The organism is Microbacterium sp. NIBRBAC000506063, from assembly GCF_017968845.1.
GTDB lineage: Bacteria > Actinomycetota > Actinomycetes > Actinomycetales > Microbacteriaceae > Microbacterium.
The window spans coordinates 587,696-614,294 of sequence record NZ_CP072876.1 but is presented as its reverse complement, the minus strand read 5'-3'; the positions used below and the strand labels follow the sequence as shown (position 1 = coordinate 614,294).

At 70.7% G+C, this 26,599-nt stretch carries 22 protein-coding genes and 8 pseudogenes; 25 read left to right on the top strand and 5 right to left on the bottom strand.

Features of this window, described 5'->3' with window-relative positions; genetic code table 11:
• Positions 1–124: 124 nt before the first annotated feature.
• The 14 genes and pseudogenes from KAE78_RS18295 (at position 125) to KAE78_RS03305 (ending at position 14,355) form a co-directional block, all read left to right on the top strand.
• Positions 125–3,814, top strand: coding sequence for an alpha-amylase family glycosyl hydrolase (locus tag KAE78_RS18295; protein ID WP_317451844.1), 3,690 nt, complete (start codon positions 125–127; stop codon positions 3,812–3,814).
• A complete protein-coding gene (gene pulA, locus KAE78_RS18290) occupies positions 3,763–5,631 on the top strand; it encodes a pullulanase-type alpha-1,6-glucosidase (protein WP_317451843.1) in 1,869 nt (622 codons plus the stop codon). The genes KAE78_RS18295 and pulA overlap by 52 nt, the downstream gene beginning before the upstream one ends.
• A complete protein-coding gene (locus KAE78_RS18285) occupies positions 5,618–5,944 on the top strand; it encodes an alpha-1,6-glucosidase domain-containing protein (protein ID WP_317451842.1) in 327 nt (108 codons plus the stop codon). Before pulA ends, KAE78_RS18285 begins: the two co-directional genes overlap by 14 nt.
• Complete coding sequence (locus KAE78_RS03350; protein ID WP_223171795.1) at positions 5,941–6,504, top strand: hypothetical protein; 564 nt, start codon at positions 5,941–5,943, stop codon at positions 6,502–6,504. Before KAE78_RS18285 ends, KAE78_RS03350 begins: the two co-directional genes overlap by 4 nt.
• Before the next feature lie 335 nt (positions 6,505–6,839).
• Positions 6,840–7,739: a hypothetical protein gene (locus KAE78_RS03345; protein ID WP_223171794.1), complete on the top strand. Its 900-nt coding sequence runs from the start codon at positions 6,840–6,842 to the stop codon at positions 7,737–7,739.
• A gap of 207 nt (positions 7,740–7,946) precedes the next feature.
• Complete coding sequence (locus KAE78_RS03340; RefSeq protein ID WP_223171793.1) at positions 7,947–8,285, top strand: PadR family transcriptional regulator; 339 nt, start codon at positions 7,947–7,949, stop codon at positions 8,283–8,285.
• 1 nt (position 8,286) lies between these two features.
• The gene (locus KAE78_RS03335; RefSeq protein WP_317451841.1) at positions 8,287–9,057 is read left to right on the top strand and encodes a permease prefix domain 1-containing protein; all 771 of its coding nucleotides are present in this window, start codon (positions 8,287–8,289) and stop codon (positions 9,055–9,057) included.
• 14 nt (positions 9,058–9,071) lie between these two features.
• Positions 9,072–9,302, top strand: coding sequence for a hypothetical protein (locus KAE78_RS18280; RefSeq protein ID WP_317451840.1), 231 nt, complete (start codon positions 9,072–9,074; stop codon positions 9,300–9,302).
• Positions 9,303–9,509: 207 nt separating this feature from the next.
• Positions 9,510–10,406 (top strand): annotated as a pseudogene (locus KAE78_RS03330) (1,4-dihydroxy-2-naphthoyl-CoA synthase).
• A 91-nt stretch (positions 10,407–10,497) separates the two neighbouring features.
• Positions 10,498–11,568 carry an AMP-binding protein gene (locus KAE78_RS03325; protein ID WP_223171792.1) on the top strand — a complete coding sequence of 357 codons (1,071 nt, stop codon included), beginning with the start codon at positions 10,498–10,500 and terminating at the stop codon, positions 11,566–11,568.
• Positions 11,569–11,677: 109 nt separating this feature from the next.
• Positions 11,678–12,468: pseudogene (locus KAE78_RS03320) on the top strand (class I SAM-dependent methyltransferase).
• An 82-nt stretch (positions 12,469–12,550) separates the two neighbouring features.
• On the top strand, positions 12,551–12,826 hold the full coding sequence (locus tag KAE78_RS03315; RefSeq protein ID WP_223171791.1) for a hypothetical protein: 276 nt from the start codon (positions 12,551–12,553) through the stop codon (positions 12,824–12,826).
• A gap of 37 nt (positions 12,827–12,863) precedes the next feature.
• Positions 12,864–13,724, top strand: a complete 861-nt coding sequence (locus KAE78_RS03310) for a sensor histidine kinase (RefSeq protein WP_223171790.1) — start codon at positions 12,864–12,866, stop codon at positions 13,722–13,724.
• A pseudogene (locus tag KAE78_RS03305) lies at positions 13,721–14,355 on the top strand (response regulator). The gene KAE78_RS03310 and the pseudogene KAE78_RS03305 overlap by 4 nt, the downstream one beginning before the upstream one ends.
• 137 nt (positions 14,356–14,492) lie before the next feature.
• On the opposite strand, the pseudogene KAE78_RS19315 reads toward KAE78_RS03305, so the two are convergent.
• Positions 14,493–14,756, bottom strand: a pseudogene (locus KAE78_RS19315) (type II toxin-antitoxin system VapC family toxin); the annotation flags it as partial.
• On the bottom strand, positions 14,757–14,999 hold the full coding sequence (locus KAE78_RS03295; protein ID WP_223171789.1) for a type II toxin-antitoxin system Phd/YefM family antitoxin: 243 nt from the start codon (positions 14,997–14,999) through the stop codon (positions 14,757–14,759).
• Between the two features lie 135 nt (positions 15,000–15,134).
• On the opposite strand from KAE78_RS03295, the gene KAE78_RS03290 reads away from it, so the two are divergent.
• Genes KAE78_RS03290 through KAE78_RS03275 form a run of 4 tightly spaced genes read left to right on the top strand, consistent with a single transcriptional unit; the run spans position 15,135 to position 18,277 of the window.
• Positions 15,135–15,896 (top strand): ABC transporter ATP-binding protein, encoded by a 762-nt coding sequence (locus KAE78_RS03290; protein WP_223171788.1) that lies wholly within the window; start codon positions 15,135–15,137, stop codon positions 15,894–15,896.
• Positions 15,893–17,365, top strand: coding sequence for an FtsX-like permease family protein (locus tag KAE78_RS03285; RefSeq protein ID WP_411155978.1), 1,473 nt, complete (start codon positions 15,893–15,895; stop codon positions 17,363–17,365). The genes KAE78_RS03290 and KAE78_RS03285 overlap by 4 nt, the downstream gene beginning before the upstream one ends.
• A gap of 47 nt (positions 17,366–17,412) precedes the next feature.
• Positions 17,413–17,565: a hypothetical protein gene (locus tag KAE78_RS03280; protein WP_223171787.1), complete on the top strand. Its 153-nt coding sequence runs from the start codon at positions 17,413–17,415 to the stop codon at positions 17,563–17,565.
• A 49-nt stretch (positions 17,566–17,614) separates the two neighbouring features.
• On the top strand, positions 17,615–18,277 hold the full coding sequence (locus tag KAE78_RS03275; protein ID WP_223171786.1) for a 2-phosphosulfolactate phosphatase: 663 nt from the start codon (positions 17,615–17,617) through the stop codon (positions 18,275–18,277).
• A 13-nt stretch (positions 18,278–18,290) separates the two neighbouring features.
• Here the strand turns inward: KAE78_RS03275 and KAE78_RS03270 are convergent, their stop codons facing one another.
• The 3 genes from KAE78_RS03270 to KAE78_RS03260 all read right to left on the bottom strand — a co-directional run bounded on the left by KAE78_RS03270 (position 18,291) and on the right by KAE78_RS03260 (position 20,280).
• Positions 18,291–18,779, bottom strand: coding sequence for a SprT-like domain-containing protein (locus KAE78_RS03270; protein ID WP_223171785.1), 489 nt, complete (start codon positions 18,777–18,779; stop codon positions 18,291–18,293).
• 9 nt (positions 18,780–18,788) lie between these two features.
• Positions 18,789–19,340, bottom strand: coding sequence for a hypothetical protein (locus KAE78_RS03265; RefSeq protein WP_223171784.1), 552 nt, complete (start codon positions 19,338–19,340; stop codon positions 18,789–18,791).
• Between the two features lie 73 nt (positions 19,341–19,413).
• Positions 19,414–20,280 carry a spermidine synthase gene (locus tag KAE78_RS03260; protein WP_223171783.1) on the bottom strand — a complete coding sequence of 289 codons (867 nt, stop codon included), beginning with the start codon at positions 20,278–20,280 and terminating at the stop codon, positions 19,414–19,416.
• A 23-nt stretch (positions 20,281–20,303) separates the two neighbouring features.
• Here KAE78_RS03260 and KAE78_RS03255 point away from each other — a divergent pair, with 23 nt between their 5' ends.
• The 7 genes and pseudogenes from KAE78_RS03255 (at position 20,304) to KAE78_RS03230 (ending at position 26,577) form a co-directional block, all read left to right on the top strand.
• Positions 20,304–21,062 carry a 5-oxoprolinase subunit PxpA gene (locus tag KAE78_RS03255; protein WP_223171781.1) on the top strand — a complete coding sequence of 253 codons (759 nt, stop codon included), beginning with the start codon at positions 20,304–20,306 and terminating at the stop codon, positions 21,060–21,062.
• A pseudogene (locus KAE78_RS19310) lies at positions 21,056–21,984 on the top strand (5-oxoprolinase subunit B family protein). Before KAE78_RS03255 ends, KAE78_RS19310 begins: the two are co-directional and overlap by 7 nt.
• Positions 21,888–22,250, top strand: a pseudogene (locus KAE78_RS19305) (hypothetical protein); the annotation flags it as partial. The pseudogenes KAE78_RS19310 and KAE78_RS19305, both read left to right, overlap by 97 nt.
• 59 nt (positions 22,251–22,309) lie before the next feature.
• A pseudogene (locus KAE78_RS19300) lies at positions 22,310–22,683 on the top strand (hypothetical protein).
• A gap of 151 nt (positions 22,684–22,834) precedes the next feature.
• Entirely contained in the window at positions 22,835–24,508 is a 1,674-nt protein-coding gene (locus KAE78_RS03240) for an ABC transporter substrate-binding protein (RefSeq protein WP_223171778.1), read from the top strand.
• Between the two features lie 72 nt (positions 24,509–24,580).
• Positions 24,581–25,585, top strand: coding sequence for an ABC transporter permease (locus KAE78_RS03235; protein WP_223171776.1), 1,005 nt, complete (start codon positions 24,581–24,583; stop codon positions 25,583–25,585).
• A gap of 111 nt (positions 25,586–25,696) precedes the next feature.
• Positions 25,697–26,577 (top strand): annotated as a pseudogene (locus KAE78_RS03230) (ABC transporter permease).
• The last annotated feature ends 22 nt before the right edge of the window (positions 26,578–26,599 follow it).

Sequence of the window (26,599 nt, the reverse complement as noted above, 5' to 3'; positions counted from 1 at the left end):
TCGACCTCGATGAAAAGCGGCGGGGAATTGCTGTAAGCGCTTGCATTAAGTGCGCGAGCGTTGCTAACGTCGCTGACACCCCGTTGGCACGTCGCCGTGCCCGCCCGCACCAATCCTGGAGTCGATGATGACGCTTCGATCGCGCACCCGCAGATCCCTCGCCCTGATGCTGTCCGCGCTGCTGGCCATCGTCGGACTCGCGGTCGTCCCGGTCACCGCCGCCACGGCGGACGACCACCGGCTCGTCACCCTCGTCGGCAACCTGCAGAGCGAGCTCGGCTGCGCAGACGACTGGCAGCCCGACTGCGAGGCCACCGTCCTGGCCGCGACCGGCACGGCCGACGTGTACGCGAGCGTCTTCACGATTCCGGAAGGCAGCTGGGAGTACAAGGTCGCGATCGGCGGCACCTGGGACGAGGCTTACGGCCTGAACGGCGGAGACGATAACATCCCGTTGACCCTCGCCGGCCCGAGCGAGATCCGCGTGGTGTTCGACGACAGCACCCAGCGCGTCGGCCTCGAGCTGCTCGATGTGCGCGGCGACTACACCGCCGCCGACGAGGAGCTCGTCGCACCGCCGGTGCGCCAGCCCGGCAGCGACGAGGTGTTCTACTTCGTGCTGACCGACCGCTTCCAGAACGGGGACGCGAGAAACGACACGGGAGGAATCGACGGCGGCCGGCTCGACCACGGCTTCGACCCCGCCGACAAGGGCTTCTTCCACGGCGGCGACATCGCCGGCCTGCGCGCTGAACTCGATTACATCGAAGGCCTCGGCACGACCGCGATCTGGCTGACCCCGAGCTTCAAGAACATGCCGGTGCAGGGAGAGGGCGACGACGCCAGCGCCGGCTACCACGGCTACTGGGTCACCGACTTCACCCAGATCGACCCGCACCTGGGCACCAACGCCGAGCTCGAGGCGCTCATCGCCGACGCCCACAGTCGCGGCATCAAGGTCTACTTCGACATCATCACCAACCACACCGCCGACGTCATCGACTACGAGGAGGGCCAGTACTCCTACATCGACAAGGCGGCCTCGCCCTACCGCGACGCCGCAGGCGACGCCTTCGACCCCGACGACTACGCCGGCACGGGCGACTTCCCGGCGCTGGATGCCGCGACCTCCTTCCCCTACACGCCCGTCGCGCGCCCCGGCCTCGAGGACGTCAAGGTCCCGGCCTGGCTCAACGACCCCACGCTGTACCACAACCGCGGCAACTCGACCTGGTCGGGCGAGTCGGTCACTTACGGCGACTTCGAGGGCCTCGACGACCTCATGACCGAGCATCCGACGGTCGTCGACGGCTTCATCGACGTCTACCAGGACTGGATCGATCTCGGCATCGACGGCTTCCGCATCGACACCGTCAAGCACGTGAACTTCGAGTTCTGGGAGAAGTGGTCCGAAGAGGTGCTCGCCTATGCGCACGCGCAGGGCAAGCCCGACTTCTTCATGTTCGGCGAGGTCTACGACGCCGACCCGCGTCTGCTGTCGCCTTATGTGCGTGAGACGGACATGAACTCGGTGCTCGACTTCACTTTCCAGGCCGAGGTCACCGGCTACGCCGGCGGCACCAACTGGGCCACCGCGCTCGAGTACCTCTTCGGAGGCGACGACTACTACACGACTCCGCACAGCTCCGCGAGCGCCCTGCCGACCTTCCTCGGCAACCACGACATGGGCCGGATCGGCTACCTGCTGCGCGGCAGCGACGATCCGCTCGCGCGCAGCGCCTTCGCGCACGAGATCATGTTCCTCACCCGCGGTCAGCCCGTCGTCTACTACGGCGACGAGCAGGGCTTCGCCGGCGCCGACCCCGGCAACGACAAGTCGGCGCGTCAGTCGCTCTTCGCGAGCCAGGTCGAGGAGTACGTGGGCCAGTCGCTGCTCACCGGCGAGCAGCTCGGCAGCCAGGACCGCTTCGACACCGGCGCCGAGCTGTACATGCACATCGCCGACCTCGCAGAGCTCCGCGGTGCGCACGCGGCGCTGTCGCAGGGCGCCCAGTTCGAGCTGCACGTGGAGCAGGGCGTCGGCGTCTACGCCTTCTCGCGGGTCGACCGCGACGAGAAGATCGAGTACCTCGTCGCCCTCAACAACGCCGCCGAGGCGAAGAGCGTCGCCCTGACCGCGCTCACCCCCGGTGCGACCTTCGACAGGATCCACGGCGGCGGCGCCGCGCAGCTCACGAGCGACGGCGCGGCCGAGGTCACCGTCGAGGTGCCCGCCCGCAGCGCGGTCGTCTACCGGGCCGATCGGGCGGTGGCGGCATCCGACCTCGACCTCGCGCTCGCCGCTCCCGCCGCCGGTGCCGGCGTGAGCGGACTCACCGCCGTCTCGGCGGACCTCGGCGCGACCGCGTGGAACGAGACGAGTTTCGCCTGGCGCGTGGCCGGCTCCGACACCTGGCGGGCGCTGGGAACGGCCGAGTCGACCGCGCCGCGCGTCTTCCACGACGTCGCCGGGCTCGCGCAGGGCACGCTCATCGAATACCGAGCCATTGCGGTGGACGCCGCAGGCACCCCCACGGCGACCTCGACCTACGCCTCGGTCGGCAACGCCGTGACGACGACGCCCAGCGAGGAGCCGGGCGGTCCGGATGCTGACATGGTGACGATCCCCGGCAATCACGGAGGGGCGATGGGTTGCAACAACTGGCAGCCCGAGTGCGCGCTCGCCCAGCTCACGCTGCGCGAGGACGGCGTCTACGAGGGCACCTTCGACCTGCCCGCGGGCCAGTACGAGTACAAGATCGCCGTCGGCGGCTCCTGGGACGAGAACTACGGCGCGAACGGCGTGCCCGGTGGCGACAACGTGCACTACACCCACACGGGCGGCCCGGTCACCTTCTACTTCGACCCGGTGAGCAAGCAGTTCCAGAACACCGCCGAGGGCCCGATCGTGACGCTTCCCGGGTCGTTCCAGAGCCAGGTCGGCTGCGGCGGCGACTGGCAGCCCGAGTGCCTTTCGGCCTGGCTCACCGATGGCGACAAGGACGGCGTCTACGAGTGGTCGACCTCCGCGCTGGCGGCCGGTTCCTATGAGACCAAGGTCGCGCACGGACTGAGCTGGGCCGAGAACTATGGCGTGGACGGTGTGTTCGACGGCGCCAACTACGCCTTCTCGGCGAGTGCCGGCAAGCAGGTCGTCTTCCGCTACACGCTCGCCACGCACATCCTCGAGATCGAGGTGACCGACCCGCCGCTCGCGGGCACCGGCCAGCTGCGCGCGCACTGGGTGAGCGAGGACACGATCGCCTGGCCGGCCGCGCTCCTGGGCGGAGCGGATGCGGCGGACCTGAGCTGGTCGCTGCACCACTCGGCCACGGCGACGCTCGCGCTCGGCGAAGACGGGGTCACCGGCGGCGACGCCGTGGAGCTCGAATACGAGTCCGCCGGGCTCAGCGACGCTGAGAAGGCGCGATTCCCGCACCTCGCCGGGCACATCGCCCTGCGCCCGGTCGGACTCGACCGCGCCGACGTGCAGCAGATCCTGACCTCGCAGGTGCAGATCCTGCAGGAGACGTCGGATGCCGCACCCACCGCCTTCACCGGGGTGCAGCTGCCGGGTGTGCTCGACGACCTCTACGCCGATGCCCTCGACGGCGTCGCGCTCGGCGCCGTGCCCGGCGGCTACAGCACCGACTTCTCCGTCTGGGCGCCGACCGCCCAGGACGTCGCCCTGCTCACCTGGGACGCCGACGGCGCCGGGGAGCCGACGCGGCACGAGGCGTCGTTCGACGAGGCGACCGGAACGTGGAGCGCCGCGGCATCCGCCCGGACGGCACCCCGTACCTGTGGGAGGTGACGGTCTACGCCCACTCGACGGGCGACATCGAGGTGAACCTCGTGACCGACCCCTACTCGCACGCGCTCACGACCAACTCCACGCGCTCGATCGTGATCGACCTCGACGCCGCGCAGTGGCGGCCGGGCCTCTGGGAGGACACCCCCGCCCCGGTCATCGAGAAGGCCGTCGACCGGGCGATCTACGAGCTGCACGTGCGGGACTTCTCGATCGGCGACGAGACCGTGCCCGCGGCCGAGCGCGGCACCTACCGGGCGTTCGCGCGCGACAGCGCGGGCACGCAGCAGCTGCGCGAGCTCGCGCAGGCAGGCATCAACACCGTCCACCTGCTGCCGACCTTCGACATCGCCACGATCGAGGAGGACCGCGCGCTGCAGCAGGAGCCCGACTGCGATCTGGCCTCGTACGCGCCCGACAGCGATCAGCAGCAGGCGTGCATCGCCGCCGTCGCCGACCTCGACGGCTTCAACTGGGGCTACGACCCGTACCACTACTCGACGCCCGAGGGCTCGTACGCGGTCGACCCGCACGGCGGGGCGCGCGTGGCGGAGTTCCGCGAGATGGTCGGCGCGCTGCACGCGACGGGTCTGCAGGTCGTGCTCGACAAGGTGTACAACCACACCGCACAGAGCGCGCAGGGGCAGAAGTCGGTGCTCGACCGGATCGTACCCGGCTACTACCACCGCCTCAATGACATCGGCGGCGTCGAGACCTCGACGTGCTGCCAGAACGTGGCGACCGAGAACCAGGTCGCGCAGAAGCTCATGGTCGACTCGGTCGTCACCTGGGCGCGCGACTACCGGGTGGACGGCTTCCGCTTCGACCTCATGGGGCACCATTCGGTGGAGAACATGCTCGCGATCCGGGCGGCCCTCGACGAGCTGACCCTCGAGAGCGACGGCATCGACGGCTCGGCCGTGTACCTCTACGGCGAGGGCTGGGACTTCGGCGAGGTCGCCGGCAACGCGCGCTTCACGCAGGCGACGCAGGGTCAGCTCGGCGGCACCGGCATCGGCACGTTCAATGACCGTCTGCGCGACGGCGTGCACGGCGGCAGCCCAGTCGACTCGGGCTCGACGTTCCGTCAGGGCTACGGCACCGGGCTCGGCTACGACCCCAACGGCGACCCGATCAACGGCACGACCGCGCAGGCGCTGTCCGACCTCGGGCACGCCACCGACCTGGTCAAGATCGGCCTGGCCGGCAACCTCCGCGACTTCGAGTTCCTCGCCTCGAGCGGCGAGACGCTGCGCGGCGACCAGATCGACTACAACGGCTCGCCCGCAGGCTACGCGGACCAGCCCGACGAGGTCGTCAACTACGTCGACGCGCACGACAACGAGACGCTCTACGACCTCGCCGTCTTCAAGCTTCCGGTGGGCACCTCGATGGACGACCGGGTCCGCATGAACTCGGTGATGCTGGCGACGGCGACCCTGTCGCAGGGCCTGTCCTTCTGGCACGCCGGCACGGAGCTGCTGCGCTCGAAGTCCCTGGACCGCAACAGCTACAACTCCGGGGACTGGTTCAACCGCATCGACTGGACCGGTCAGGACTCGACCTTCGGCTCCGGCCTGCCGATGGCCGGCGACAACGCCGAGAAGTGGGGCGTGATGGCGCCGCTCCTCGCGAACGCCGACCTGACGCCCGACGCCGCCGCGATGGCGGCCGCCGAGGCGCAGGCGCTCGAGCTGCTCGCGCTGCGCTCCTCGCTGCCGCTGCTGCGCCTGGGGTCGGCCGACCTGATCCACGAGAAGGTCTCGTTCCCCGGCGGCGGGCTGAGGCGACCCCGGCGTGATCGTCATGGCGATCGATGATCTGCTCGGGGACGACGTCGACCCCGCGCACGAGGGAGCCCTCGTCGTGTTCAACGCCTCCGGGGCCGCGGTCACCGAGACGGTCGACGCCTTCGCCGGACGCGACTTCGAGCTCTCGGCCGTGCAGGCTGACGGCGCCGACCCCGTGGTGAAGGCCACGCAATGGGATGCCGGCGCAGGCACGGTGACGGTGCCGGCCCGCACGGTCGCCGTGCTGGTCGAGCTGCAGGAGGACGGTGGCAGCGGCGAGCCGGGGAGCCTGGGGAGCCGGGTCCTGAGCCGAGCGAGACGCCCGCCCCGGTCGCCACCGTGACCCTGAGCGCCTCGACGGCCGTCCCCGGTGCCGTCATCGGCGTCGAGGGCGGCGGCTTCGCGCCGGACGAGCTCGTGCAGGTGTGGCTCGAGTCGACGCCGCGTCTGCTCCTCGCCCAGGTGGCCGACTCGGACGGCGCGCTGAGTGCGCAGGTGACGATTCCCCTCGACGCCGAGCCGGGTGCGCACACCGTGCGCCTGATCGGTCTCTCCTCGGGTCTCGAGGCGACGGCGGCACTGACGATCCTGGACCCGCTCGCGGCGACGGGTGGCGGTCTCACCCGGGTCAGATCCTGCTGCTCCTGCTGCTCGCGCTCGCGCTGCTCGGCGCGGGGTACGTCTTCCTCGCCCCGCGCCTGCGTCGCACAGCGATCCCGTCGCTGCGGGCGTGAGGCCGGGCGGGCCTCTCCCCACGAGCGGCGGTACGCCGCGGGGAGAGGCCCGCCCGACGGGATCGTTCGCCTCGCGAGGCCGGGATCAGATCACGAATCGGCGGCGATCCGGGCCGAAGCCCCGCCTCTGCGGCGTCGATGTCGACGGCCGGACGTAGGATCGTCGTGAGATGACTTCCCCCGAGTTCGTGTCTGTTCCTCGGCGCGGCACCCCCAATTTCCGCGCCTGGGTGCTTCGCGTGCTCGCGATCGGGGTGCTGCCCGTCGCGACGGTCGTCGTGGGGCTCGCCGCGATCCGCGCGAGCGACATCTCCTCGCTCGGCGGTGCACCGTTCTGGGCCGACTTCACCGGCTTCCTGCTGTTCCTGCTCGTCCTTCTTCTGGTCGCCGGCATCCTCGCGCTCTTCGATCGCCGCACGCGCCTGGCCGGCGTCGCCACGATCGCGATCGCCCTCTTCTTCAATCCGGTGCTCGCCACCCTCGTCCGATGGGGCTGGGCCTCGCATGACCGTCGTCACCGACCCCGAGGTTCCGCAGGCCGAGGCGCCGCAGCCCTCGCGCGCGCGCGTCGCGCGACCGCGCGTCGTCATGATCGCCGCGCTCGCACTGGTCGCGCTCTCGATGCTGTGGCTGTTCGGCGGCCGCAACGGTGCGCTCGGCGTGGTGCTCTCCGTCGCCGCACTCATCGTGATCGTCTGGGCGACCGCCGTCGCGATGCGCCGCGGCTCGGCCGTGGTGGCGCCGCTGGCGGTGATCCTCGTCGTGCTCGGGAACCCGGTCGTGCTCGGGATCTACAGCAACCATCTCGACGACCGCGTGGGGCGTCTGACGATCTCGCCCGAGGACGGTCTCGTGTTCTGGCAGCAGTATCCGGGCATCGCCGGATGGCAGGCGCCCAGCGAGCCCGTCCCCGTCGACACGACCGAGATCGTCCGCACCGCACAGGCGAGCTTCCGCACGGCGATCGACGAACTGTCCGGAGAGTTCGGCTGGGCCTGGCAGGTCGGCGACATCACCGGCGTCTCCGCGATCCCCAACGGCTTCGGCGGCGAGTCGATGTTCCACCGCGTCGATGCGCCGGTGTGGACGACGAGCGACTTCGACGGCTCCGACGCGCAGCGGGCGACGCTGCTCGATCTCGGCGCGGGCATCGCCGAGCAGCTTCAGCTGCCCACCCTGACCGATGCCGTCGGCGATGTCTCCGCGGGCGACGGGGTCCGTGCGTGGACCGACGATCTCGGGGGTGCGTTCACCGTGACGGTGCAGGGCTCGACGGTGTCTCTGCAGTTCGTCGGCGGGCCGTATTTCGCCGCGCACACCTCGATGGAGGAGTACGCCGAGGCGCGCGAGCACTTCGCCGGCATCGAGCTCCCCGAGCCGCTCTTCGTCCCCGAACTGCCATAGCCGTCCTCTCATCCTGACGGCTGAGAGATCGCTCGGACAGGCAACTCTCGCCGAGTCGGGCCCGCGCGGCCGGAGGCTCCGGGCAACGCGTTCGAACTCCGCCACCTCCTCGCGGCATCCGTTTCTTCCGTCGCTCGAGGGCGCCTGATCTCCGACGCGATAATGCGTGCTTGACTATAGTGTGTGCCATACAGTAATGTGATGGACATGCAAGAGACCGAGGGATTCGAGACCCACCTCCAGGAGATCCGGCGCGGCACCATCGTGCTGGCCTGTCTGCAGCTGCTGCGTGATGCCGGCTACGGCTACGGACTGCTGCAGGATCTGGAGCGGCACGGCTTCGCGACCGACGCGAACACCCTCTACCCGCTGCTGCGCCGCCTCGAGAAGCAGGGGTACCTGACCAGCGAGTGGAACACCGACGAGGCGCGGCCTCGCAAGTTCTACCGCACGTCGGATGCCGGCATCCGACTCGCCGACACCTTGACCACCGAATGGGCCTCGCTCACGACCGCGATCGCGACGCTGACCGACGAAGGACACTGACATGCAGACGACATTGACCCAAAGATACATCTCCGCCGTGACCCGGCGGCTTCCCGCCGACATGCAGGACGACGTTCGCGAGGAGCTCGCGGCATCCGTCGCCGACGCCGTCGAGTCGCGTCTCGAGCAGGGCGAGGAGGCAGCCGACGCCGAACGCGCCGTGCTGACCGGCCTCGGCGACCCCGACGCGCTCGCCGCCGGCTACGCCGACCGCCCGCTGCACCTCATCGGGCCGCGCTACTACCTCATGTGGTGGCGGCTGCTGAAGCTGCTGCTGTGGATCGTGCCGGCCTGTGTGCTGGGTGCGGTGATCCTCGGTCTGAGCCTCGCCGGCGCTCCCGTGGGCGAGATCATCGGCACGGCCGTCGCCGCGACCGTCGGCACGATCGTGCACCTCGCGTTCTGGACGACCCTGGTGTTCGCGATCTTGGATCGCACGGGCGCCGATGCCACCATCGGCTGGGATCTCGATCACCTGCCCGAGCCGCAGGAGACCGGGGCGGGTCGGGGCGAGCTCATCGCCTCGCTGGTCCTCCTGGGCGTCGCCGCGGCCGCGCTCCTCTGGGACCGCTTCATCGGCTTCGTGTTCCGTGCAGACGGAGACGTCAACATCGGCGCGGGCCTCGGCGAGCAGACGACATCGCTGCCCCTGCTCGACCCCGGCCTCTGGCCGTGGTGGCTCGGAGGCCTGCTCGTGCTCCTGGCCGTCGAAGCCGTCCTCGCCGTCGTCCTCTATGCGCGGGCGGGTGGAACCGCACGCTGGCGGCGCTGAACACCGTCCTCGCCGTGCTGTTCGCCGTCGCCGCCCTGTATCTGCTCCTCACCGATCAGGTCCTCAACCCGGAGTTCTCGGCGTACGTGATCGGGCAGCTGGGAGTTCCGGCCGACGTCGGGCGGATCCTCGGCATCCTGACGGGTCTCACCATCGCCGGTGTCGCTGTCTGGGACATCATCGACGGCTGGCGGAAGGCCGCCCGCGCCCGGCGCCTGGCTGCCGTCTCGCACGTCGAACCCTGACGGTGTCGACGTCGTGACGGTTCGGTGGCATCCGGCCAGGGCGCGCCGTCTGCAGGAGGCCTGCGGCCGTCTGCAGGAGCCATCTCGCCAAGGCCGCGCGACACGCCGGCATCTCCTCGCCCTGGCCACCGACGCTCCTGCAGACGGCCCAGACGCTCCTGCACAAGGCTGCATCGCGGGGAGCGACCCGCCGCATAGGCTGTCAGCATGGTCTCCGATCTCTTCGACGCCTCGCAGTGGGTGCTCGCGCCCGGCGCGGAGGAGTACACCGACATCACCGCGCACGTCTCCGTCGACGGCGGTGTCGCTCGCATCGCCTTCGACCGGCCCGAGGTGCGCAACGCCTTCCGTCCGCACACGGTCGACGAGCTCCACCGCGCGCTCGACGTCGCCCGGCAGGATGCCCGCATCGGCGCGGTGCTGTTGACCGGCAACGGTCCAAGCCCGAAGGACGGCGGCTGGGCGTTCTGCTCGGGCGGCGATCAGCGCATCCGCGGGAGAGACGGCTACAAGTACTCCGACGACGAGACCACCGTGCAGGATCCCGCCCGCGCCGGACGCCTGCACATCCTCGAGGTGCAGCGGCTCATCCGCTTCATGCCGAAGGTCGTCATCGCGGTCGTTCCGGGGTGGGCCGCCGGAGGGGGCACTCGCTGCACGTGGTGTGCGACCTGACGATCGCGAGCGCCGAGCACGGCCGCTTCAAGCAGACGGATGCCGACGTCGGCTCCTTCGACGCCGGCTACGGCTCGGCCTACATGGCGCGCCAGACCGGGCAGAAGATCGCCCGCGAGGTCTTCTTCCTCGCCGAGGAGTACTCCGCCCAGCGCGCCTACGAGATGGGCGCGGTCAACCGGGTCGTGCCGCATGCGGAGCTCGAGCGGGAGGCGCTGGCGATGGCGCGGACGGTGCTCACCAAGTCGCCCACGGCGATCCGCATGCTCAAGTTCGCCTTCAACGCCATCGATGACGGACTCGTCGGCCAGCAGCTGTTCGCGGGGAGACCACCCGCCTCGCCTACGGCACCGACGAGGCCGTCGAGGGCCGCGACTCCTTCCTGCAGAAGCGCGAGCCGGACTGGTCCCCTACCCCTGGCACTATTGATGCACGTCGGATCAATGCGCAGCGTTGATGCGACGAGCGTCAAGGTTGAGCAAGCAGCGCGCAGCGCTGCGCGTCGAAACCGAGGACAGCAATGATGCCCGGAAGCGCCGACTGGCACGCCGCCTCCACCCTCGACGAGCGCGCGGTGGAACGGATGCTGGAAGCCGACACCGGCGTCGTCATCCACACCTCCGGGTCCTCCGGGGTGCCCAAGCGCGTCGCGATCAGTGCGGCGGCGCTGCGGGCGAGCGCCGAGGCGACGGCGACGCGCATCGGTGCGGGTCGCTGGACGCTCGCGCTGCCGACCCACTACATCGCCGGACTCCAGGTGCTGCTGCGCTCGGTGCTCGCGGGCACCTCGCCGGTGGCGCTCGCGGGCCGCTTCACCGCGGAGGCGTTCGCGGAGGCCACGCTTGCGGCATCCGATGACTCCGCGCTGTACACCTCCCTCGTGCCCGCCCAGCTCGCCACCCTCGTCGACGCCGCGGAGACGGATGCCGCGATCCGTGACGCCGCCACCGCCTACCGCGCCGTGCTCGTCGGCGGGCAGTCCACGCCGGTGGCTCTCCGCGAGCGGGCGGCGGCCCTCGGCATCCGACTCGTGAGGACCTACGGCTCCAGTGAGACGAGCGGCGGCTGCATCTATGACGGCGTGCCGCTCGACGGGGTTCGGGTGCGGGTCGTGAGCGGCGAACTGCGCATCGCCGGACCGGTGCTCGCCGACGGGTATCTGGAGGATCCCGCGCTGACCGCCCGTGCCTTCGTGTCGGATGCCGGCACGCGCTGGTATCGCACCGGCGACCTGGGCACGTTCGATGCGGGGGTGGTCGCCGTGCACGGCCGAGTCGACAACGTCATCGTCTCCGGCGGCGTGAACGTCTCGCTCGACCGGGTCGAGCGGGTGGTGCGCGAAGTGCCCGAGCTGTCAGGGGCCGTCGTCGTGGGCGCGGACGACGAGCGGTGGGGGCAGGCGTCGGTGATCGTCGCGGCGCTCGCCGCAGGATCGGATGCCGCGGCGCTCCTGGGCACCGCCCGCGCTCGCGTCGAGGCGGGGCTGGGCGCGCCGGCGCGGCCGCGCGAGCTGCGGGCGGTCGAGGCCATGCCGCTCCTTCCGTCCGGCAAGCCCGACCGGGGCGCGATCGCCGCCCTCGTCCGCGACTGATCCGCCGCGGCATCCGACACCTCGATCTGCACCCGGATGCCGCGGAAACCTCCGCGGATCGCGACATCTGCGCGGATCGGGCGCGCCACAGGCGTGGCAGACTGACGCGATGGCGACCTATACCCACGGGCATCACGAATCGGTGCTGCGCTCGCACAGCAATCGCACGATCGCGAACTCCGCGGAGTACCTGCGGCCGCACCTGACACCGGAGGCCCGGCTGCTCGACGTCGGCGCCGGGCCCGGCACGATCACCGTCGACTTCGCCGCGCACGTCGCGAGCGTCACCGCCACCGAGATCGGTGCGGACGAGCTCGCCCTCTCGCAGCGCCTCGCGGCCCAGGCCGGCGTCGCCAACATCGACTTCTCGGTCGAGGACGTGCACGCACTGAGCTTCGCCGACGACTCCTTCGACATCGTCCACGCCCATCAGGTGCTGCAGCACGTCGCCGATCCCGTGCAGGCGCTGCGCGAGATGCGGCGGGTCGCGAGGCCCGGCGGGGTGGTCGCGGCACGCGACGCCGACTATGCGGGCTTCTTCTGGTTCCCGCTCCTGCCCGAGCTCGACGAGTGGCTGCGGCTGTATCGCGAGGTCGCACGGGCGAACGGCGGCGAGCCGGATGCCGGAAGGCGCCTGCTGTCCTGGGCACGGGCCGCGGGGTTCACCGACATCCGCGCGACGGCCTCCACCTGGTGCTACGCCACACCTGAGGAGCGCAGCTGGTGGGCGGCATGTGGGCCGATCGCATCCTGGAGTCCGCGCTCACCCGTCAGCTCCTCGACGGCGGTCTGGCGAGCCGGGCCGACCTGCAGGGGATCAGCGCGGCCTGGCGGCGCTGGGCGGATGCCGACGACGGCTGGTTCCTCCTGCCGCACGGTGAGATCCTCTGTCGGGTCTGAGCCGCGGAGGCCCCGGGGCCGCGCGCAGGGATACATCTCCAGACGGATGCCGCGGCGCACCGCCCTCGCGTAGCGTGAAGGGGTGATCCGCACCATCCCGCGCGCAGCGCTCATCACCGACATCGTCGTCGCGTGCGTGATGTTCGTCGTGCTGACGCCGTTCGCTATTCCCGTGTACAGCTCATGGTGGATGCCGAGCGACTTCTTCAGCGTCTTCCTGATCCTCGCGATCGTCGTCTCGTCGAGTCTGCTGTGCGCCGGAGTCGCCGTCGCACGCCTCGCCCCGGCCTCGCCCTGGTGCTGTCCTGGGCGGGTGCGGCGGTGCAGATGCTCGGCGGACTTCCGCCGCTTCCGGTGAACATCGCCGTCCTCGTGGTGCTTTTCGCCACGGCGGCGTGGGGCTCGGAGCGCGTCTTCTGGCTCGGGTTGGCGTCGGCGGGGCGGGCGCGCTCGTGGCCGCGGTGTATCTGACCGGGGGGAACAGCCTCCTGGGCGGGTTCGGCCTCGACATCGTCGCGACGGTCCTGCTGGCGGTGATCGCCGCGCTCGTCCTCGGCGTGGTCTGGCTCAGCGGCATGGTGTGGCGTTCGGTGCTGCGATCGCGAGGCATTCGCGAGGCGCAGGTGCGCGCCGAGCGCGCCACGGCCGAGGAGCAGGAGCGCGTGCGCATCGCCCGTGACATGCACGACATCGTCGCGCACTCCCTGGCCGTCGTGATCGCGCAGGCCGACGGGGCACGGTACGCCGCGGCATCCGACCCCGAGGCGGCCACCGAGGCGCTCGCGACGATCTCGCAGACCTCGCGGGCTGCGCTCTCGGATGTGCGGATGCTGCTGACCCAGCTCCGCCACCGGCAGGGCGACGGCCCGCAGCCGACGCTCGCCGACCTGGAGACGCTGTTCGCGCAGGTGCGCCAGGCCGGCATCGAGCCGCGCGTCACGATCGACCCGATGCCGGCGGTAGAGCCGCCCGGCGCGATCCAACTGGCCATCTATCGCATCCTGCAGGAGGCGCTCACCAATGCCCTCCGCCACGGCACCGGCGACGTCGACGTGCAACTGGCGTGGTGGCCCGAGCGCGTCGACCTCGTCGTGCGCAACGCGACCGGGGACGAGACCTCTGCGGCACCGGCGGGCCACGGGCTCATCGGCATGCGCGAGCGCGCCCAGCTCGTGGGAGGGACTCTTCAGGTCGAGAACGTCGACGGCGTCTTCACGGTGCAGGCAAGTCTGCCGATCGCGGGGCCGGCGGCATGATCCGCGTCGTGCTCGTCGACGATCAGGCGCTGTTCCGCGCCGGCATCCGGATGCTCGTCGCCTCGCAGCCCGACCTCGAGGTCGTGGGCGAGGCCGGTGACGGGCAGGAGGCGTTGAGGGTCATCGCCGAGACCGGGCCCGACGTCGTGCTCATGGACATCCGGATGCCGGTCATGGACGGCCTCGCCGCGACCGCCGAGCTCCTCACCCGCTCCGACCCGCCGAAGGTGGTGATGCTCACCACCTTCGACCTCGACGAGGCGGCGGCCCGCGCGATCCGGCAGGGGCGAGCGGCTTCCTGCTGAAGGACGCCGAACCGGAGTTCCTGCTCGCCGCGATCCGCACGGTGCACGCCGGATCGGCGGTGATCGCGGCGTCCGCCACCCGGGACCTCTTCGCCCACTTCACCGAGGCGCCTCGCGCCGTGCCGCCCGCCTACGGCGAGCTCACCGACCGAGAGCGGGAGATCTTCGCGCTCGCCGCCCGCGGCCTCTCCAACGCGGAGATCGCCGCGCGCGAGTTCCTCAGCGAGGCGACCGTGAAGACCCACATCAGCCGGATCCTCGCCAAGCTCGCCCTCCGCGACCGCGTGCAGCTGGTGGTCTTCGCCTTCGAGCACGGGCTGGCCTGAGGCGTGCTCGAAGGCTCACACCAGCCGCACGGGTGAGCCGTACTCGCCGATGCGCCGGTCGGCGGTGAGGAGCACGATCCCTCGGTGCGCGCTTGTGCGACAAGGATCCTGTCGAAGGGATCGCGATGGATCGGTGGCAGATCGGCGACGGCAGCAGCGTGCGCGCCGGTCACGGCGAGCTCCTGGTATCCGTTCTCGAGAAGCTCGCGCCTGAGCACATGCGCATCGGCGTCGAAGTCCGTGCGACCCTGAGCAGCCTTGATCGCCACCTCCCAGATGCTCGCGGCGCTGAATCGGAGGTCGTTCGATTCGTCCGAGAGGAGCTCTGCGGCGACACTGGACAGGCGACGCGAGGAATAGGCAGCCCAGAGCAGGATGTGCGTGTCCAACAGCAGGCGCATTCAGTCGGCCCCGCCCTCGAACAGATCGGCGATCTCCGCCTCCGCGATGGTGTCGAAGTCGTCGGGGACGTGGGCGCGTCCCTCGAGGAACCCGATCCGCTTGTGCGTCGCGGGGGAGTCGACTCTTGTCAGCTTGGCGACAGGCGTCCCGGCCTTCGCTATCGTGATGGTCTCGCCCCGTGCAACCGCGTCGATCAGTCGGGACAGATGTGTCTTCGCCTCGTGAATGTTGACGATGGACATTATGGTCTCCTTGACTAAACTAGATGAACTTAGTCTATCAGGTCGGTCTCCTCGGCATGGATCATCCCTGCGATGTACGCGGAATCGACCTGAGGGCGACGCGGAGCGAGGGGGACGGTTCGTAGCGTCGTAGACATGGAGATCACGACAACGGACCTGGGGCTCGCCGCGCGAGTCCAGCACCTCACCAAGACCTACGGCACGGGCCAGAGCGCCGTCCACGCCCTCGACGGGGTCAGCGTCGGCATCCGGCGCGGCCAGTTCACCGCCATCATGGGACCCTCGGGCTCGGGGAAGTCCACGCTCATGCACGTCATGGCCGGGCTCGACGGCCCGACCGAGGGGCGCGCCTGGATCGGCGACACCGAGATCACCGGTCTGAGCGACCTCGAGCTGACCGTCCTGCGCCGCCGGCGGGTCGGCTTCGTCTTCCAGGCGTTCAACCTCGTGCCGACGCTCGACGCCCTCGGCAACATCCTCCTGCCCTTCGAGCTCGACGGGCGGCAGCCCACGGCGATCGAACGCGCACGGATCGAGGGGCTCGTGGAGACGCTGGGCCTCGCCACACGGCTGCGCCACCGCCCGCACGAGCTGTCGGGCGGCCAGCAGCAGCGCGTCGCGATCGCCCGCGCCCTGGCGACCGGCCCCGATCTCGTCTTCGCCGACGAGCCGACCGGCAACCTCGATTCGGCAAGCGGACGCGAGGTGCTCTCCCTGCTCGCCCGGGCCAGCCGCGAACAGGGCCAGTCGATCGCGATGGTCACCCACGACCCGATCGCCGCCAGCCACGCCGACCGGGTGCTGTTCCTCGGCGACGGCCGGATCGTCGCCGACCACCCGGGCCTTTCCGCCGAGGAGATCTCGGCGCACATGCTCGACGCGGCGGTGTCGGCATGAGCGCCCCCGCCCTCGCGCAGGCGCCCCTGTCCTTCCCGCAACGCGATCGGATGCCGGCGCTCGCCTGGCTCCGCGAGCGCGGCATGGGCGCGAGCATCCTCGTCGCCGCGATCACCGCGGCCTTCGGCGCCGTGCTGGTGGAGGCGACCTCGTACATCGGGCGGCTGCTGGCATCCGACCCCTACATCGGCGACAGCGAGACGCTCGCGGTCGTCACCGCCATCCTCACGGTGCTGCTCACGGCGGTTGCGATGTACGTCGCCGCGATCGTCACCGCCAACACCTTCTCGACCATCGTCGCCGGGCGCACCCGCCGGATCGCCCTGATGCGGCTCATCGGCGCCTCGGCGCGCTCGCAGCGGGCGGAGGTCGCCCGTCAGGGACTGCTGATCGGCGTGATCGGGGCCGTGCTCGGCGTGGTCGCGGGCCTGGTGCTCACCGCCGCGGGGCTCGCGCTCGCCGACCGGCTGCTGCCGGGTGCGCCCGAGGACGCCTCGGCGGGCAGCGCTCTCGTGCTGCTGCCGGCGGTGGGCGTGGCGCTGACGACGTGGGCCGCGGCCTACGCGGGGTCTCGTCGCGTTCTCACCGTGACCCCGCTCGAGGCGATCGGCGGATCGGTCGACCGCTCGCGCGAGGAGGTCGCCTCCCGGCCCGCCCGGAACACGGGTGCCCTCATCCTGTTGATCCTGGGTATCGCGCTGTTGGTGTTCGGGGTGCTCGTCGGGCTCGTCTCGCCGCTGGGCGTCGTCATCGCCTTCTTCGGCGGCATCCTGTCGTTCACCGGGCTCGCCGTCGGTGCGACCTTCGTCATGCCACCCGTGCTGCGGCTGGTCGGCCGCTTCTTCGGGGGCGGGGCGACGGCGCGACTGGCGGCGCAGAACGCGCTGCGCTACCCCGAGCGCTCCAGCCGCATGGCCATCGGCGTGGTGATGGGCATCACGCTCGTGACGATGTTCGCGGTGGCGCTGGAGTCGTCGAAGGCGCTCATGGTCGCCGCCTCCGGCGGGGTTCTCGACCCCCAGTTCGAGTTCGTGCTCGACAGCTTCGCGACCGTCATGATGGTGCTCGTCGCCATCTGCGCGGTCATCGCCGCGGTCGGCCTGGTCAACCTCCTCACGATCGGTGTCGTCCAGCGCCGGCGTGAGCTGGGGCTCCTGCGCGCGATCGGACTGTCGAACCGGCAGGTGCGGCAGCTGGTGCTGCTGGAGGCCCTGCATGTGACCGTCACCGCGACCGTGACCGGGCTCGTGCTCGGCGTCGCCTACGGGTGGATCGCGGCGCAGTCGCTGCTCGGTTCGGTGACGATCTACGACCACGTCGGGCCGGCCGGGCTCGTCGCACCCTATGTCCCGTGGCTCCCGGTGACGGCGATCGTCGTCGCCGCGGCCGTGCTGACGGTCGTCGCGGCGGTGGCGCCCACGCGCCTGGCGACGCGGGTCGCGCCGGTCGAGGCGCTCGCAGCGGAGTGAGGCGGGCCCCGGGGTGAGACGGGCTCCGGAGTGAGACCGGCCCACGGATGTCGGGAGAAACGACGGATGTCGGGAGACACACCGCCGGTTCGCCCGACATCCGGCGAATTCTCCGACATCCGGATGCCGGATGCCGGATGCCGGATGCCGGATGCCGGATGCCGGCCGGTGGGGGATGCCCGGTGGGGGATGCCGGGTAGGGGGCGGATGCCGCGTAACGGGCGAGGGCGCGCGCAATAGGCTGGTCGAGTGAGCACTCCTTTCGACCAGTCCACTTACCAGGTCCGTCTCGAGTGGGGCGTCGAGGGCCTCGCGCGCCTCGCCCCGGCCGATGTTGTGATCGTCGTCGATGTGCTGCGCTTCTCCTCGACCCTGGTCGGCGCGGTCGAGGCTGCGCCCGTCACCCTCGAGGTCGCGCGCGCGTGGTCGATCAACGGGGCGGCGGTGGCGGATGCCGCGGCATCCGACTCCGGCGTCGTCGTTCTCGCCGGAGCCCTGCGCAATGCGACCGCCGTCGCCGAGGCCGTGCTGCGCGTCCAGGACGAGCGCCAGCAGCGCACCTCCGTCACGGTGATCGCCGCGGGCGAGCGCACCCCCGAGGGCGCGCTCCGCTTCGCCGTCGAGGACCAGCTCGGTGTGGGCGCCGTCATCGCCGCGCTGAGCGATGTCGGCATCGACCACTCTTCGCCCGAGGCGGTCTCGGCGGCGGAGTCGTTCCGGGCGCTGCGCCGGGCGGTGCGGCACCTGCTGTCGGCGTCCGGGTCCGGGCGGGAGCTGGGCGAGCGCGACCCCGTCGAGGGGCAGCTCGCGGCATCCGGGATCGTCCCCGTGACCGTGCGCGAGGCGGCCGCCATCGACGACAGCACGGTGGTGCCCGTGCTCCGCGACGGCGCCTTCGTGCCGTTCGGCTGAGCCCGACCCGCTCTCAGCGCGGCATCTGCGCCGCCAGGCGGGTCGCCGGCGTGATCTCGCGCTTGGTCCAGCGGAACTGATAGCGCGCGTCGAAGGTGCGCGAGCACTTCGCGCAGGAGGTGGGTCGCGTGGGGCGGCGGTGCCGGTAGGTGATGTGGCCGGCGGGACAGTGCCCCACCCAGGGTGCGAGCTCGACGGCGGTCTCGCCCTGGTGCGTCGTGCCGCCGACGTAACCGAGCTCGCGGGCGATGCGCTTCCACGCCGGACCGTGGGCGGCCTTGTGCCCGGCGAGGGCGTGGGCGACTTCGTGCAGCAGCGTCTGGTGGATCTCGTCGTCGTCGAACCGCGCCGCGAGATACCGGGAGACGGTGATGCGCTTGCGTGTGTAGTCGCACTGGCCGGCGCGGCGCTTGGCGTTGTCGAATCCGAACGACCAGGAGTCGTCGAGATGCAGTTGGATCAGCGCGTCGGCCCAGACACGCACACGTTCGAGATCCGCCATGCCCTCAGATTAGACGGCGCCGCCGACACTCGCGCCGGGCGCCACCGGCTCGAGGTCCCGCCTGCGCTCTGCCGCATCGATCGCGAGCAGCGCCGTCTCGATGCGGCGGTCCTCGGCACCGGCGCCATGACGCAGGAACAGCGAGCGCTTGAACGCCTCGCGGGCCGCCTCGAAGTCGCCCGCGTCGTAGAGGTTCCTTCCCTGGTGCTGGCAGGCGAAGGCCGCGAGGTTCGCCCAGCCCTTCCCTTCGGCCTCGGTCGCGCAGGCGTCGAGCTCCTGGGCGGCGGCCTCGTGCGCGCCCTGATGCTGGAGGACCGTGGCGTGCAGGACCCGGGCCCGCAGGAGGTCCTTGCGGGTTCCGGCCATGCGCGCGACGCGCACCGACTCCTCCGACAGCGCCCGCGCCTCCTCGAGGCGGTCCAGCATCTTCAGCAGCCAGACGCGCTCGAGCAGTGCCGGCAGGCTCCGCTGCTCCTCGATCTCCTCGAGGCGTTCACGGCACTGCGAGGGGTCGACGACCTCCCGCAGCGTCTCCGGGTCGTAGCCCTTGATGAAGTTCATGGTCGCCTCCTGCACAGCCCCGCCCCGTCTTCCAGTGTGCCTCGACTTTCGCCGGGGCCGCGGAGGCACGCGCTCAGCGCAGGAACACCGAGTCGTCTGGACGCGGAGACGGCACGGCATCGGCATCCGACACGATCGCGGCACCGCGCGCGAAGGCGGCGACCTCGGCATCCTGGGCGATCTTGGCTGGGTGGGGTCCGGCGGCCAGCAGGCGCGGCAGCCAGGTCGTCGGGAGGGGGGAATCGGATGCCGCCAGCACCAGGTTCCCGAACCGGCGCCCCTTGAGCACTTGGGCGTCGGCGAGGATCGCCAGGTGCGGCAGCACCGCCTGGACGGTGGCGACCTGACGCCGTGCGAAGGCCAGGCCCGGTCCGTCGGCGACGTTGACGAGCAGCACTCCTCCCGGCGCGAGGAGGCCGGTGAGCTCGCGGTAGAACTCCGCGCTCGTCAGGTGCGCGGGGGTCTGGGCACCGGAGAAGACGTCCGAGACGACGAGGTCACAGGTACCGCGGAGCCCGCCCGGGAGCTTGCGCACGCCCTCGCGCGCGTCGCCGATGCGGATGCGGATCGAGGCGCCGCGGGGGAGCGGCAGGTGCTCGCGCACGAGCTGCACGAGCGGGGCCTCCAGCTCGATGACCTGCTGTCGCGAGCCGGGCCTGGTCGCTTCGATATACCGGGGGATCGTGAGGGCGCCGGCGCCCAGGTGCACGGCCGTCAGCGCTTCGCCTGGCTCCCGCAGCTGGTCGATCACGGCGCCCATCCGCACGATGTACTCGAAGTGCAGGTGGGCGGGGTCGTCGAGGTCGACATGCGACTGCGGGGTGCCGCCGATGACGAGCTCGTATCCGCTCGTGAAGAGCGAGCGCACAATGTGGGCGCGGCCGCCGTGGTCGAGTTCGGCGACGATCGATCCCGATTCCCCGCGGCGTTCTCTGCCCATGCCTGCAACGCTACCGTGGACACATGGACGCGATCATCGACCTCAACGCCGATCTCGGTGAGACGGTCGCCGGCGTCCCCACGGCCGACGACGAGGCCATGTTCGCCGTCATCTCCAGCGCGAGCATCGCCTGCGGCGGCCACGCCGGCGACGAGGAGTCGATGCGCGAGGCGATCGACCGCGCCCTGCGGCACGGGGTCGCGATCGGTGCGCATCCCGCCTTCGCCGATCCCGACGGCTTCGGCCGGGTCGCGCTCGCCGTGGCCCCCGACGTGCTGCGGGATCAGGTCGCCGACCAGCTCGAGCAGCTCGTGTCCCTCGGCGCCGAGCTCGGCTACGTCAAGCCGCACGGCGCCCTGTACCACCGGGTCATCGCCGATGCGGAGGCGGCGGATGCGGTCGCCGAGGCCGTCGCCGAGATCTCCGGCCGGATCGGCCGCGCCCTGCCCGTGCTCGGCATGGACGGCCGCATCACCGATGCCGCCGCGCGCTTCGAGCTGCCCTTCTTCCGGGAGGCGTTCCTCGACCGCGGATACCTCCCCACCGGAGCCCTCGTCCCGCGCGGCGAGCCCGGCGCGCTCCTCCACGATGCGGATGCCGTCGCCGGCCGCGCCGTGCGCCTGGCCACCGAGGGCGTGGTCGAGGCCGTCGACGGGACGCTCCTGCGCACCGACGCCGTCTCCCTCTGCGTGCACGGCGACTCGCCGGGCGCCGTCGCGATGGCCCGGGCGGTCCGTGCCGCGCTCGACGCGGCCGCGATCAAGGTCGTCGCGCCATGGTGATCCTGCCCTTCGGGCAGACGGCGCTCCTGGCGGAGGTCGCCTCCCTCGAGGAGGTGCTGGCGCTGCACGGGCGGCTGGCGGCATCCGTTCCCGACGGCGTGATCGACCTCGTCCCCGCGGCCCGTACGGTGCTGGTCACCTTCGATCCGGCGCGGATCACGGCCGCGCAGGTGCGGGCGCACCTCGCGGACGGCCCGGATGCCGCGAGGCGATCGGATGCCGAACCGGCCGCCGTCGAGATCGACATCGTCTACGACGGCCCCGATCTCGAAGACACCGCCGCGTTGCTGGGCATCTCCGTGGAGGCGCTCGTGGCCGCGCATCGCGAGGCGGAGTGGACGGTCGCCTTCACCGGGTTCGCCCCCGGCTTCGGGTATCTCGTGAGCGCGGAGTGGCGGTTCGACGTGCCCCGCCGCGAGAGCCCGCGCACGCGTGTGCCCGCGGGCTCGGTGGGGCTGGCGGGGGAGTTCAGCGGCGCCTACCCCGCGAGACGCCGGGCGGGTGGCAGCTCATCGGGACGACGGGCGCCGCGCTGTTCGATCCGGATGCCGCGGATCCTGCCCTTCTCGCCCCGGCACGCGCGTGCGATTCCGTGAAGGGGTGTCACCGGTCGCCCCGCCTCCGGTCGTTGAGCGAGACGAAGACGAGTCGAAACGTGGCGACCTCTCGTGGGAATCTCACCGCGTTTCGTCTCGGTCGGGCTCCGCCCGGCCTCGCTCAACGACCGGAAGGGGCGGAGCGCATGGGCGCGGCGCAGCCATCCGGATCGTCGAGCCGGGCCTCCTCGCCACCGTCCAGGACCTGGGACGCCCCGGGCGCGCCTCCCTGGGCGTCGCGCCCTCCGGCGCCCTCGACCGCAGCGCCCTCCGCACGGCGAACCGCCTCCTCGGCAACCCCGAGGACGCCGCCGCGATCGAGGTGACGATGGGCGGACTGCGGGCTGTCGCCGAACGCGACCTGTGGTTCGCGGTGACCGGGGCGTGGGGCGGCATCCGACTCGACGGCGCGGAGATCGACCCCTACCAGGCCCAGCCGTGGCGGGCCGGGTCCGAACTGCACCTGGACTGGTTCGCGCACGGCGCCCGTGCCTACCTCGGCGTGCGCGGCGGTGTCGACGGCCCCGCGGTGCTGGGCTCGCGCTCCACCGATCTGCTGGCCGGACTCGGCCCCGCACCGCTCTCCGCGGGCGACGCGCTCGTCGTGGGTGAAGCGCCGGCGGCGGATATGCCGTCTTTGGCATACATGCCGTGGGGTGCTCCCGAAGACGGCGTGCTCGACATCGACCTCGCCCCGGGCCCCGGGCCGACTGGTTCACACCCGCGGCATCCGACGCTCTTTTCGACGCAGAGTGGACCGTCTCGAACCAGTCCGACCGTGTCGGCATGCGCCTTGACGGTCCGGAGCTTCCCCGCTTCCGCGGCGAGGAGCTGCCGAGCGAGGGGATGCTGCTGGGATCCCTCCAGGTCCCCCGAGCGGCCGGCCGGTGATCCTCGGTGCAGATGGCCCGGTCACCGGCGGATACCCCGTGATCGCCGTCGTTGCCGAGGGACACCGCGATCTGCTCGCGCAGGCGCGTCCGGGCACCCGCATCCGGTTCCGACACGCCCGGCCGCTCGGCTGAGTGACGCGTACCACGTGGCGACGGTTATCGGATTGCAACCCGCCGCCGCTTTGTTTCCTTGTGTGACATGGGTACGTTCAACTGGTCACCGTGACGCGCGAAGGCGGGCCTACCAGGCGAACTGTCGCGCATTCTCAGGAAGGCATCACATATGCATCGCAATCGAACCCGCCGGCGCGGGTTGATCGGCCTCGTCGCCGTCACCGCCGGCGCAGTGCTCCTCTCCGGCTGTGTCGCCAGCGAGCGCGATCCGGACGGTGGAACGGCCGGCGGCGACGTCGACGGCACCTTCGTCTTCGCCGCGTCCAGCGACCCGACCACCCTCGACCCGGCCTTCGCACAGGACGGCGAGTCGTTCCGCGTCGCCCGGAACATCTTCGAGGGCCTCATCGGCGTCGAGCCCGGCACCGCCGACCCGGCGCCGCTGCTCGCCGAGTCCTGGGACTCCAGCGCCGATGGCATGACTCACACCTTCACCCTCAAGCAGGACGTGACCTTCCACGACGGCACCGATTTCAACGCTGAGGCCGTCTGCTACAACTTCGAGCGCTGGTACAACTGGGAGGGCATGGCGCAGAGCCCGACCTTCGCGTACTACTACGGCAAGCTCTACCAGGCGTACTCGGATGACCCGGACAACGCCGTGTACAAGTCGTGCACGCCGGCCGGTGACCACGAGGTCACCGTCGAGCTGAACAAGCCCTTCGCCGGCTTCATCGCCTCGCTCTCGCTGCCGGCGTTCTCCATGCAGAGCCCGACCGCGCTGCAGGAGTACGAGGCCGACGCCGTGGGCGGCGCCGCCGACAACCCGTCGTGGCCCGCATACTCGACCGGTCACCCGACCGGCACCGGACCGTTCGTGTTCGACTCCTGGGCGCCGGGCGAGCAGCTGACGCTCAAGGCCTACGACGGCTACTGGGGCGAGCAGGGCGATGTCACCGAGATCATCTTCCGGGTGATCGACGACCCGACCGCCCGCCGTCAGGCGCTGGAGGCCGGCAGCATCGACGGCTACGACCTCGTCGGCCCCGCCGACACCCAGGCCCTCGCCGACGCCGGATACAACATGGTCTCGCGCCCGCCCTTCACGATCCTCTACCTCGCCTTCAACCAGGACGTCGAGGCGCTGCAGGACATCAAGGTGCGCCAGGCCATCTCGCACGCCATCGACAAGGACGCCCTGATCAACCAGGTGCTGCCCGAGGGCACGCAGAAGGCATCGCAGTTCATGCCGCCGGTGGTCAACGGCTACAACGACGACGTCACCGTCTTCGAGTACGACCTCGAGAAGGCCAAGTCGCTGCTGGCGGAGGCCGGCTACGACGAGTCGAACCCGCTGACGCTCGACTTCAACTACCCGGTGAACGTGTCGCGTCCCTACATGCCCACCCCGGAGCAGATCTTCACGGTGCTGGCAAGCCAGCTGAGTGAGGCGGGCATCGAGGTCAACCCGATCACCAACGAGTGGGGCGACTACCTCAACATCACCACGAGCACCACGGACCACGGCATCCACCTGCTCGGATGGACCGGTGACTACAACGACTCCGACAACTTCGTCGGTGTCTTCTTCGGTCAGCAGAGCCTGGAGTGGGGCTTCGACAACTCCGAGCTGTTCAGCAAGCTGCAGCACGCCCGCGGCGTGCCGAGCCTGGACGAGCAGACGGCGCTGTACGAGGAGATCAACGCGCTGGTCGCGGACTTCATCCCCGGTGTGCCGATCGCTCACCCGGCGCCGACGCTGGCGTTCGCCGAGCGCGTGACGCACTACCCGGCCAGCCCGGTCAACGACGAGGTCTACAACGAGATCGTCCTGAGCGAGTAAGCAACATATCGCCTGATTCCCGGCCGGTGAGGCTCACGCCTCACCGACCGGGATGACGACTGGGAGACATCTGTGCTGCGCACAATCGGCAAGAGGCTGCTGCTTCTCGTTCCCACGCTGTTCGGACTCAGCATCCTGCTCTTCGCATGGGTGCGGGCGCTTCCGGGCGGTCCCGCGGTGGCCCTCCTCGGCGAGCGTGCCACGCCGGAGGCGATCGCGCGGGTCAACGAGCTCTACGGCTTCGATCAGCCTCTCATCCAGCAATACTTCATCTGGATCGGACGCCTTCTCCAGGGAGACTTCGGCACGTCGATCCGCACGGGCCGGCCCGTCACCGAGGAGTTCCTCCGGCGTTTCCCCGCCACGATCGAGCTCTCGGTGCTCGCCCTCATCATCGCGATCGGCATCGGCGTCCCGCTGGGGTACTGGGCCGCGCGCCGCCACGGCAAGTGGACCGATCACACGGCGGTCGTGCTGAGCCTGGTCGGCATCACGATCCCGGTGTTCTTCCTCGCCTTCATCCTGAAGTACATCTTCGCGGTGGAGCTGGGGTGGCTGCCCTCCGACGGCAGGCAGAGTCCACGGATGGATGCGACCCATCCGACGGGCTTCTACGTCCTGGACGGCATCCTCACGGGCGAGTTCGATGCCGCCTGGGATGCGATCCTGCACCTGATCCTGCCCGCGCTGGCCCTGGGCACGATCCCGCTCGCGATCATCGTGCGCATCACGCGTGCGAGCGTGCTCGAGGTGCAGAACGCCGACTACGTGCGCACCGGGCGCGCGAAGGGCGTGGCGACGGGAACGCTTCGCCAGCGTTTCATCCTGCGCAACGCGATGCTCCCGGTCGTGACGGTCATCGGCCTGCAGACGGGTCTGCTCATCTCGGGCGCGGTGCTGACCGAGACCGTGTTCGCCTTCCCCGGAGTGGGCTCGTTCCTGGCGACATCGATCTTCGTGCGGGACTTCCCCGTGCTGCAGGGCTTCATCATCTTCATCGCGATCGCCTACGCGCTCATCAACCTGGCCGTGGACGTCTCCTACAGCTTCATCGATCCGAGAGTGCGGGTGCAGTGATGGTCATCCGAGACAGAACGCACACCACGGAGGTGAGCAGCCGATGAGCGTTTCCCTTCCCCCGCGCAGGGCGGAGAGATCGTCGACACCGTCGCGGTCGCCGGCGCCGACCTGAAGGACAGCAGCGGCGGCTTCTGGCACGATGTCCTCCGGCGTCTGCGCCGCAACCCCACGGTCTGGCTCGGCGGCGGCATCGTCGTCTCCTTCGTGATCGTCGCGATCCTCGCCCCGATCCTGGCGCCCTATGCCGAGACGGCGCTCCCGGGCGCCCGCTACATCACCCCGACGCACATCCCCGGCCCGGGCGAGATCCCCGAGTTCCCGCTGGGCCTGGACCGCTTCGGCGGCGATGTGCTCTCCAAGCTCATCTGGGGCGCGCGCGCCTCGCTGCTCGTCGGTGTGGTCTCCACGCTCCTGGGCCTGGTCGGCGGCATGCTGCTCGGGCTCATCGCAGGGACCTTCGGCGGGTGGGTCGACTCGCTCATCATGCGCATCGTCGACATCATCCTCTCGGTGCCGAACCTGCTGCTGGCGGTCTCGATCGCGGCGATCCTCGGACAGACTCCCTACGCGGTCATGATCGCGATCGGGGCCTCACAGGTGCCGATCTTCGCGCGACTGCTGCGCGCGTCGATGCTGCAGCAGCGATCGAGCGACTACGTGCTGTCGGCGCAGACCCTGGGCCTGGGCCGCGGACGCATCACGATGTCGCATGTGCTGCCCAACGCGATCGGGCCCGTGATCGTGCAGGCGACCCTGACGCTCGCGACCGCCGTCATCGACGCCGCCGCACTGTCGTTCCTCGGCCTCGGCGGCGGACGCCCCGAGACGGCCGAGTGGGGCGCATGCTCACCTACGCGCAGGCCGAACTCGCGATCGCGCCCTGGCTGGCGTTCCTGCCGGGCATCTGCATCGCCGTCACGGCGCTCGGCTTCACCCTCTTCGGTGAGGCGCTGCGCGAGGCGATGGATCCGCGGACGAGGGCACGATGAGCACGGCAGACAAGGACACGGA

Excerpts from the sequence above, each read along its gene's own strand:
- KAE78_RS03290 (WP_223171788.1), top strand. The coding sequence starts at position 15,135 with ATGGAGATCACGACAACGGACCTGGGGCTCGCCGCGCGAGTCCAGCAC.
- KAE78_RS03265 (WP_223171784.1), bottom strand. The coding sequence starts at position 19,340 with ATGAACTTCATCAAGGGCTACGACCCGGAGACGCTGCGGGAGGTCGTC.
- KAE78_RS18285 (WP_317451842.1), top strand. The coding sequence starts at position 5,618 with ATGGCGATCGATGATCTGCTCGGGGACGACGTCGACCCCGCGCACGAG.
- KAE78_RS03270 (WP_223171785.1), bottom strand. The coding sequence starts at position 18,779 with ATGGCGGATCTCGAACGTGTGCGTGTCTGGGCCGACGCGCTGATCCAA.
- KAE78_RS03345 (WP_223171794.1), top strand. The coding sequence starts at position 6,840 with ATGACCGTCGTCACCGACCCCGAGGTTCCGCAGGCCGAGGCGCCGCAG.
- KAE78_RS03260 (WP_223171783.1), bottom strand. The coding sequence starts at position 20,280 with ATGGGCAGAGAACGCCGCGGGGAATCGGGATCGATCGTCGCCGAACTC.
- KAE78_RS03295 (WP_223171789.1), bottom strand. The coding sequence starts at position 14,999 with ATGTCCATCGTCAACATTCACGAGGCGAAGACACATCTGTCCCGACTG.
- KAE78_RS03340 (WP_223171793.1), top strand. The coding sequence starts at position 7,947 with ATGCAAGAGACCGAGGGATTCGAGACCCACCTCCAGGAGATCCGGCGC.
- KAE78_RS03280 (WP_223171787.1), top strand. The coding sequence starts at position 17,413 with ATGTCGGGAGAAACGACGGATGTCGGGAGACACACCGCCGGTTCGCCC.
- KAE78_RS03335 (WP_317451841.1), top strand. The coding sequence starts at position 8,287 with ATGCAGACGACATTGACCCAAAGATACATCTCCGCCGTGACCCGGCGG.
- KAE78_RS18295 (WP_317451844.1), top strand. The coding sequence starts at position 125 with ATGATGACGCTTCGATCGCGCACCCGCAGATCCCTCGCCCTGATGCTG.
- KAE78_RS03325 (WP_223171792.1), top strand. The coding sequence starts at position 10,498 with ATGATGCCCGGAAGCGCCGACTGGCACGCCGCCTCCACCCTCGACGAG.
- KAE78_RS03255 (WP_223171781.1), top strand. The coding sequence starts at position 20,304 with ATGGACGCGATCATCGACCTCAACGCCGATCTCGGTGAGACGGTCGCC.
- KAE78_RS03240 (WP_223171778.1), top strand. The coding sequence starts at position 22,835 with ATGCATCGCAATCGAACCCGCCGGCGCGGGTTGATCGGCCTCGTCGCC.
- KAE78_RS03285 (WP_411155978.1), top strand. The coding sequence starts at position 15,893 with ATGAGCGCCCCCGCCCTCGCGCAGGCGCCCCTGTCCTTCCCGCAACGC.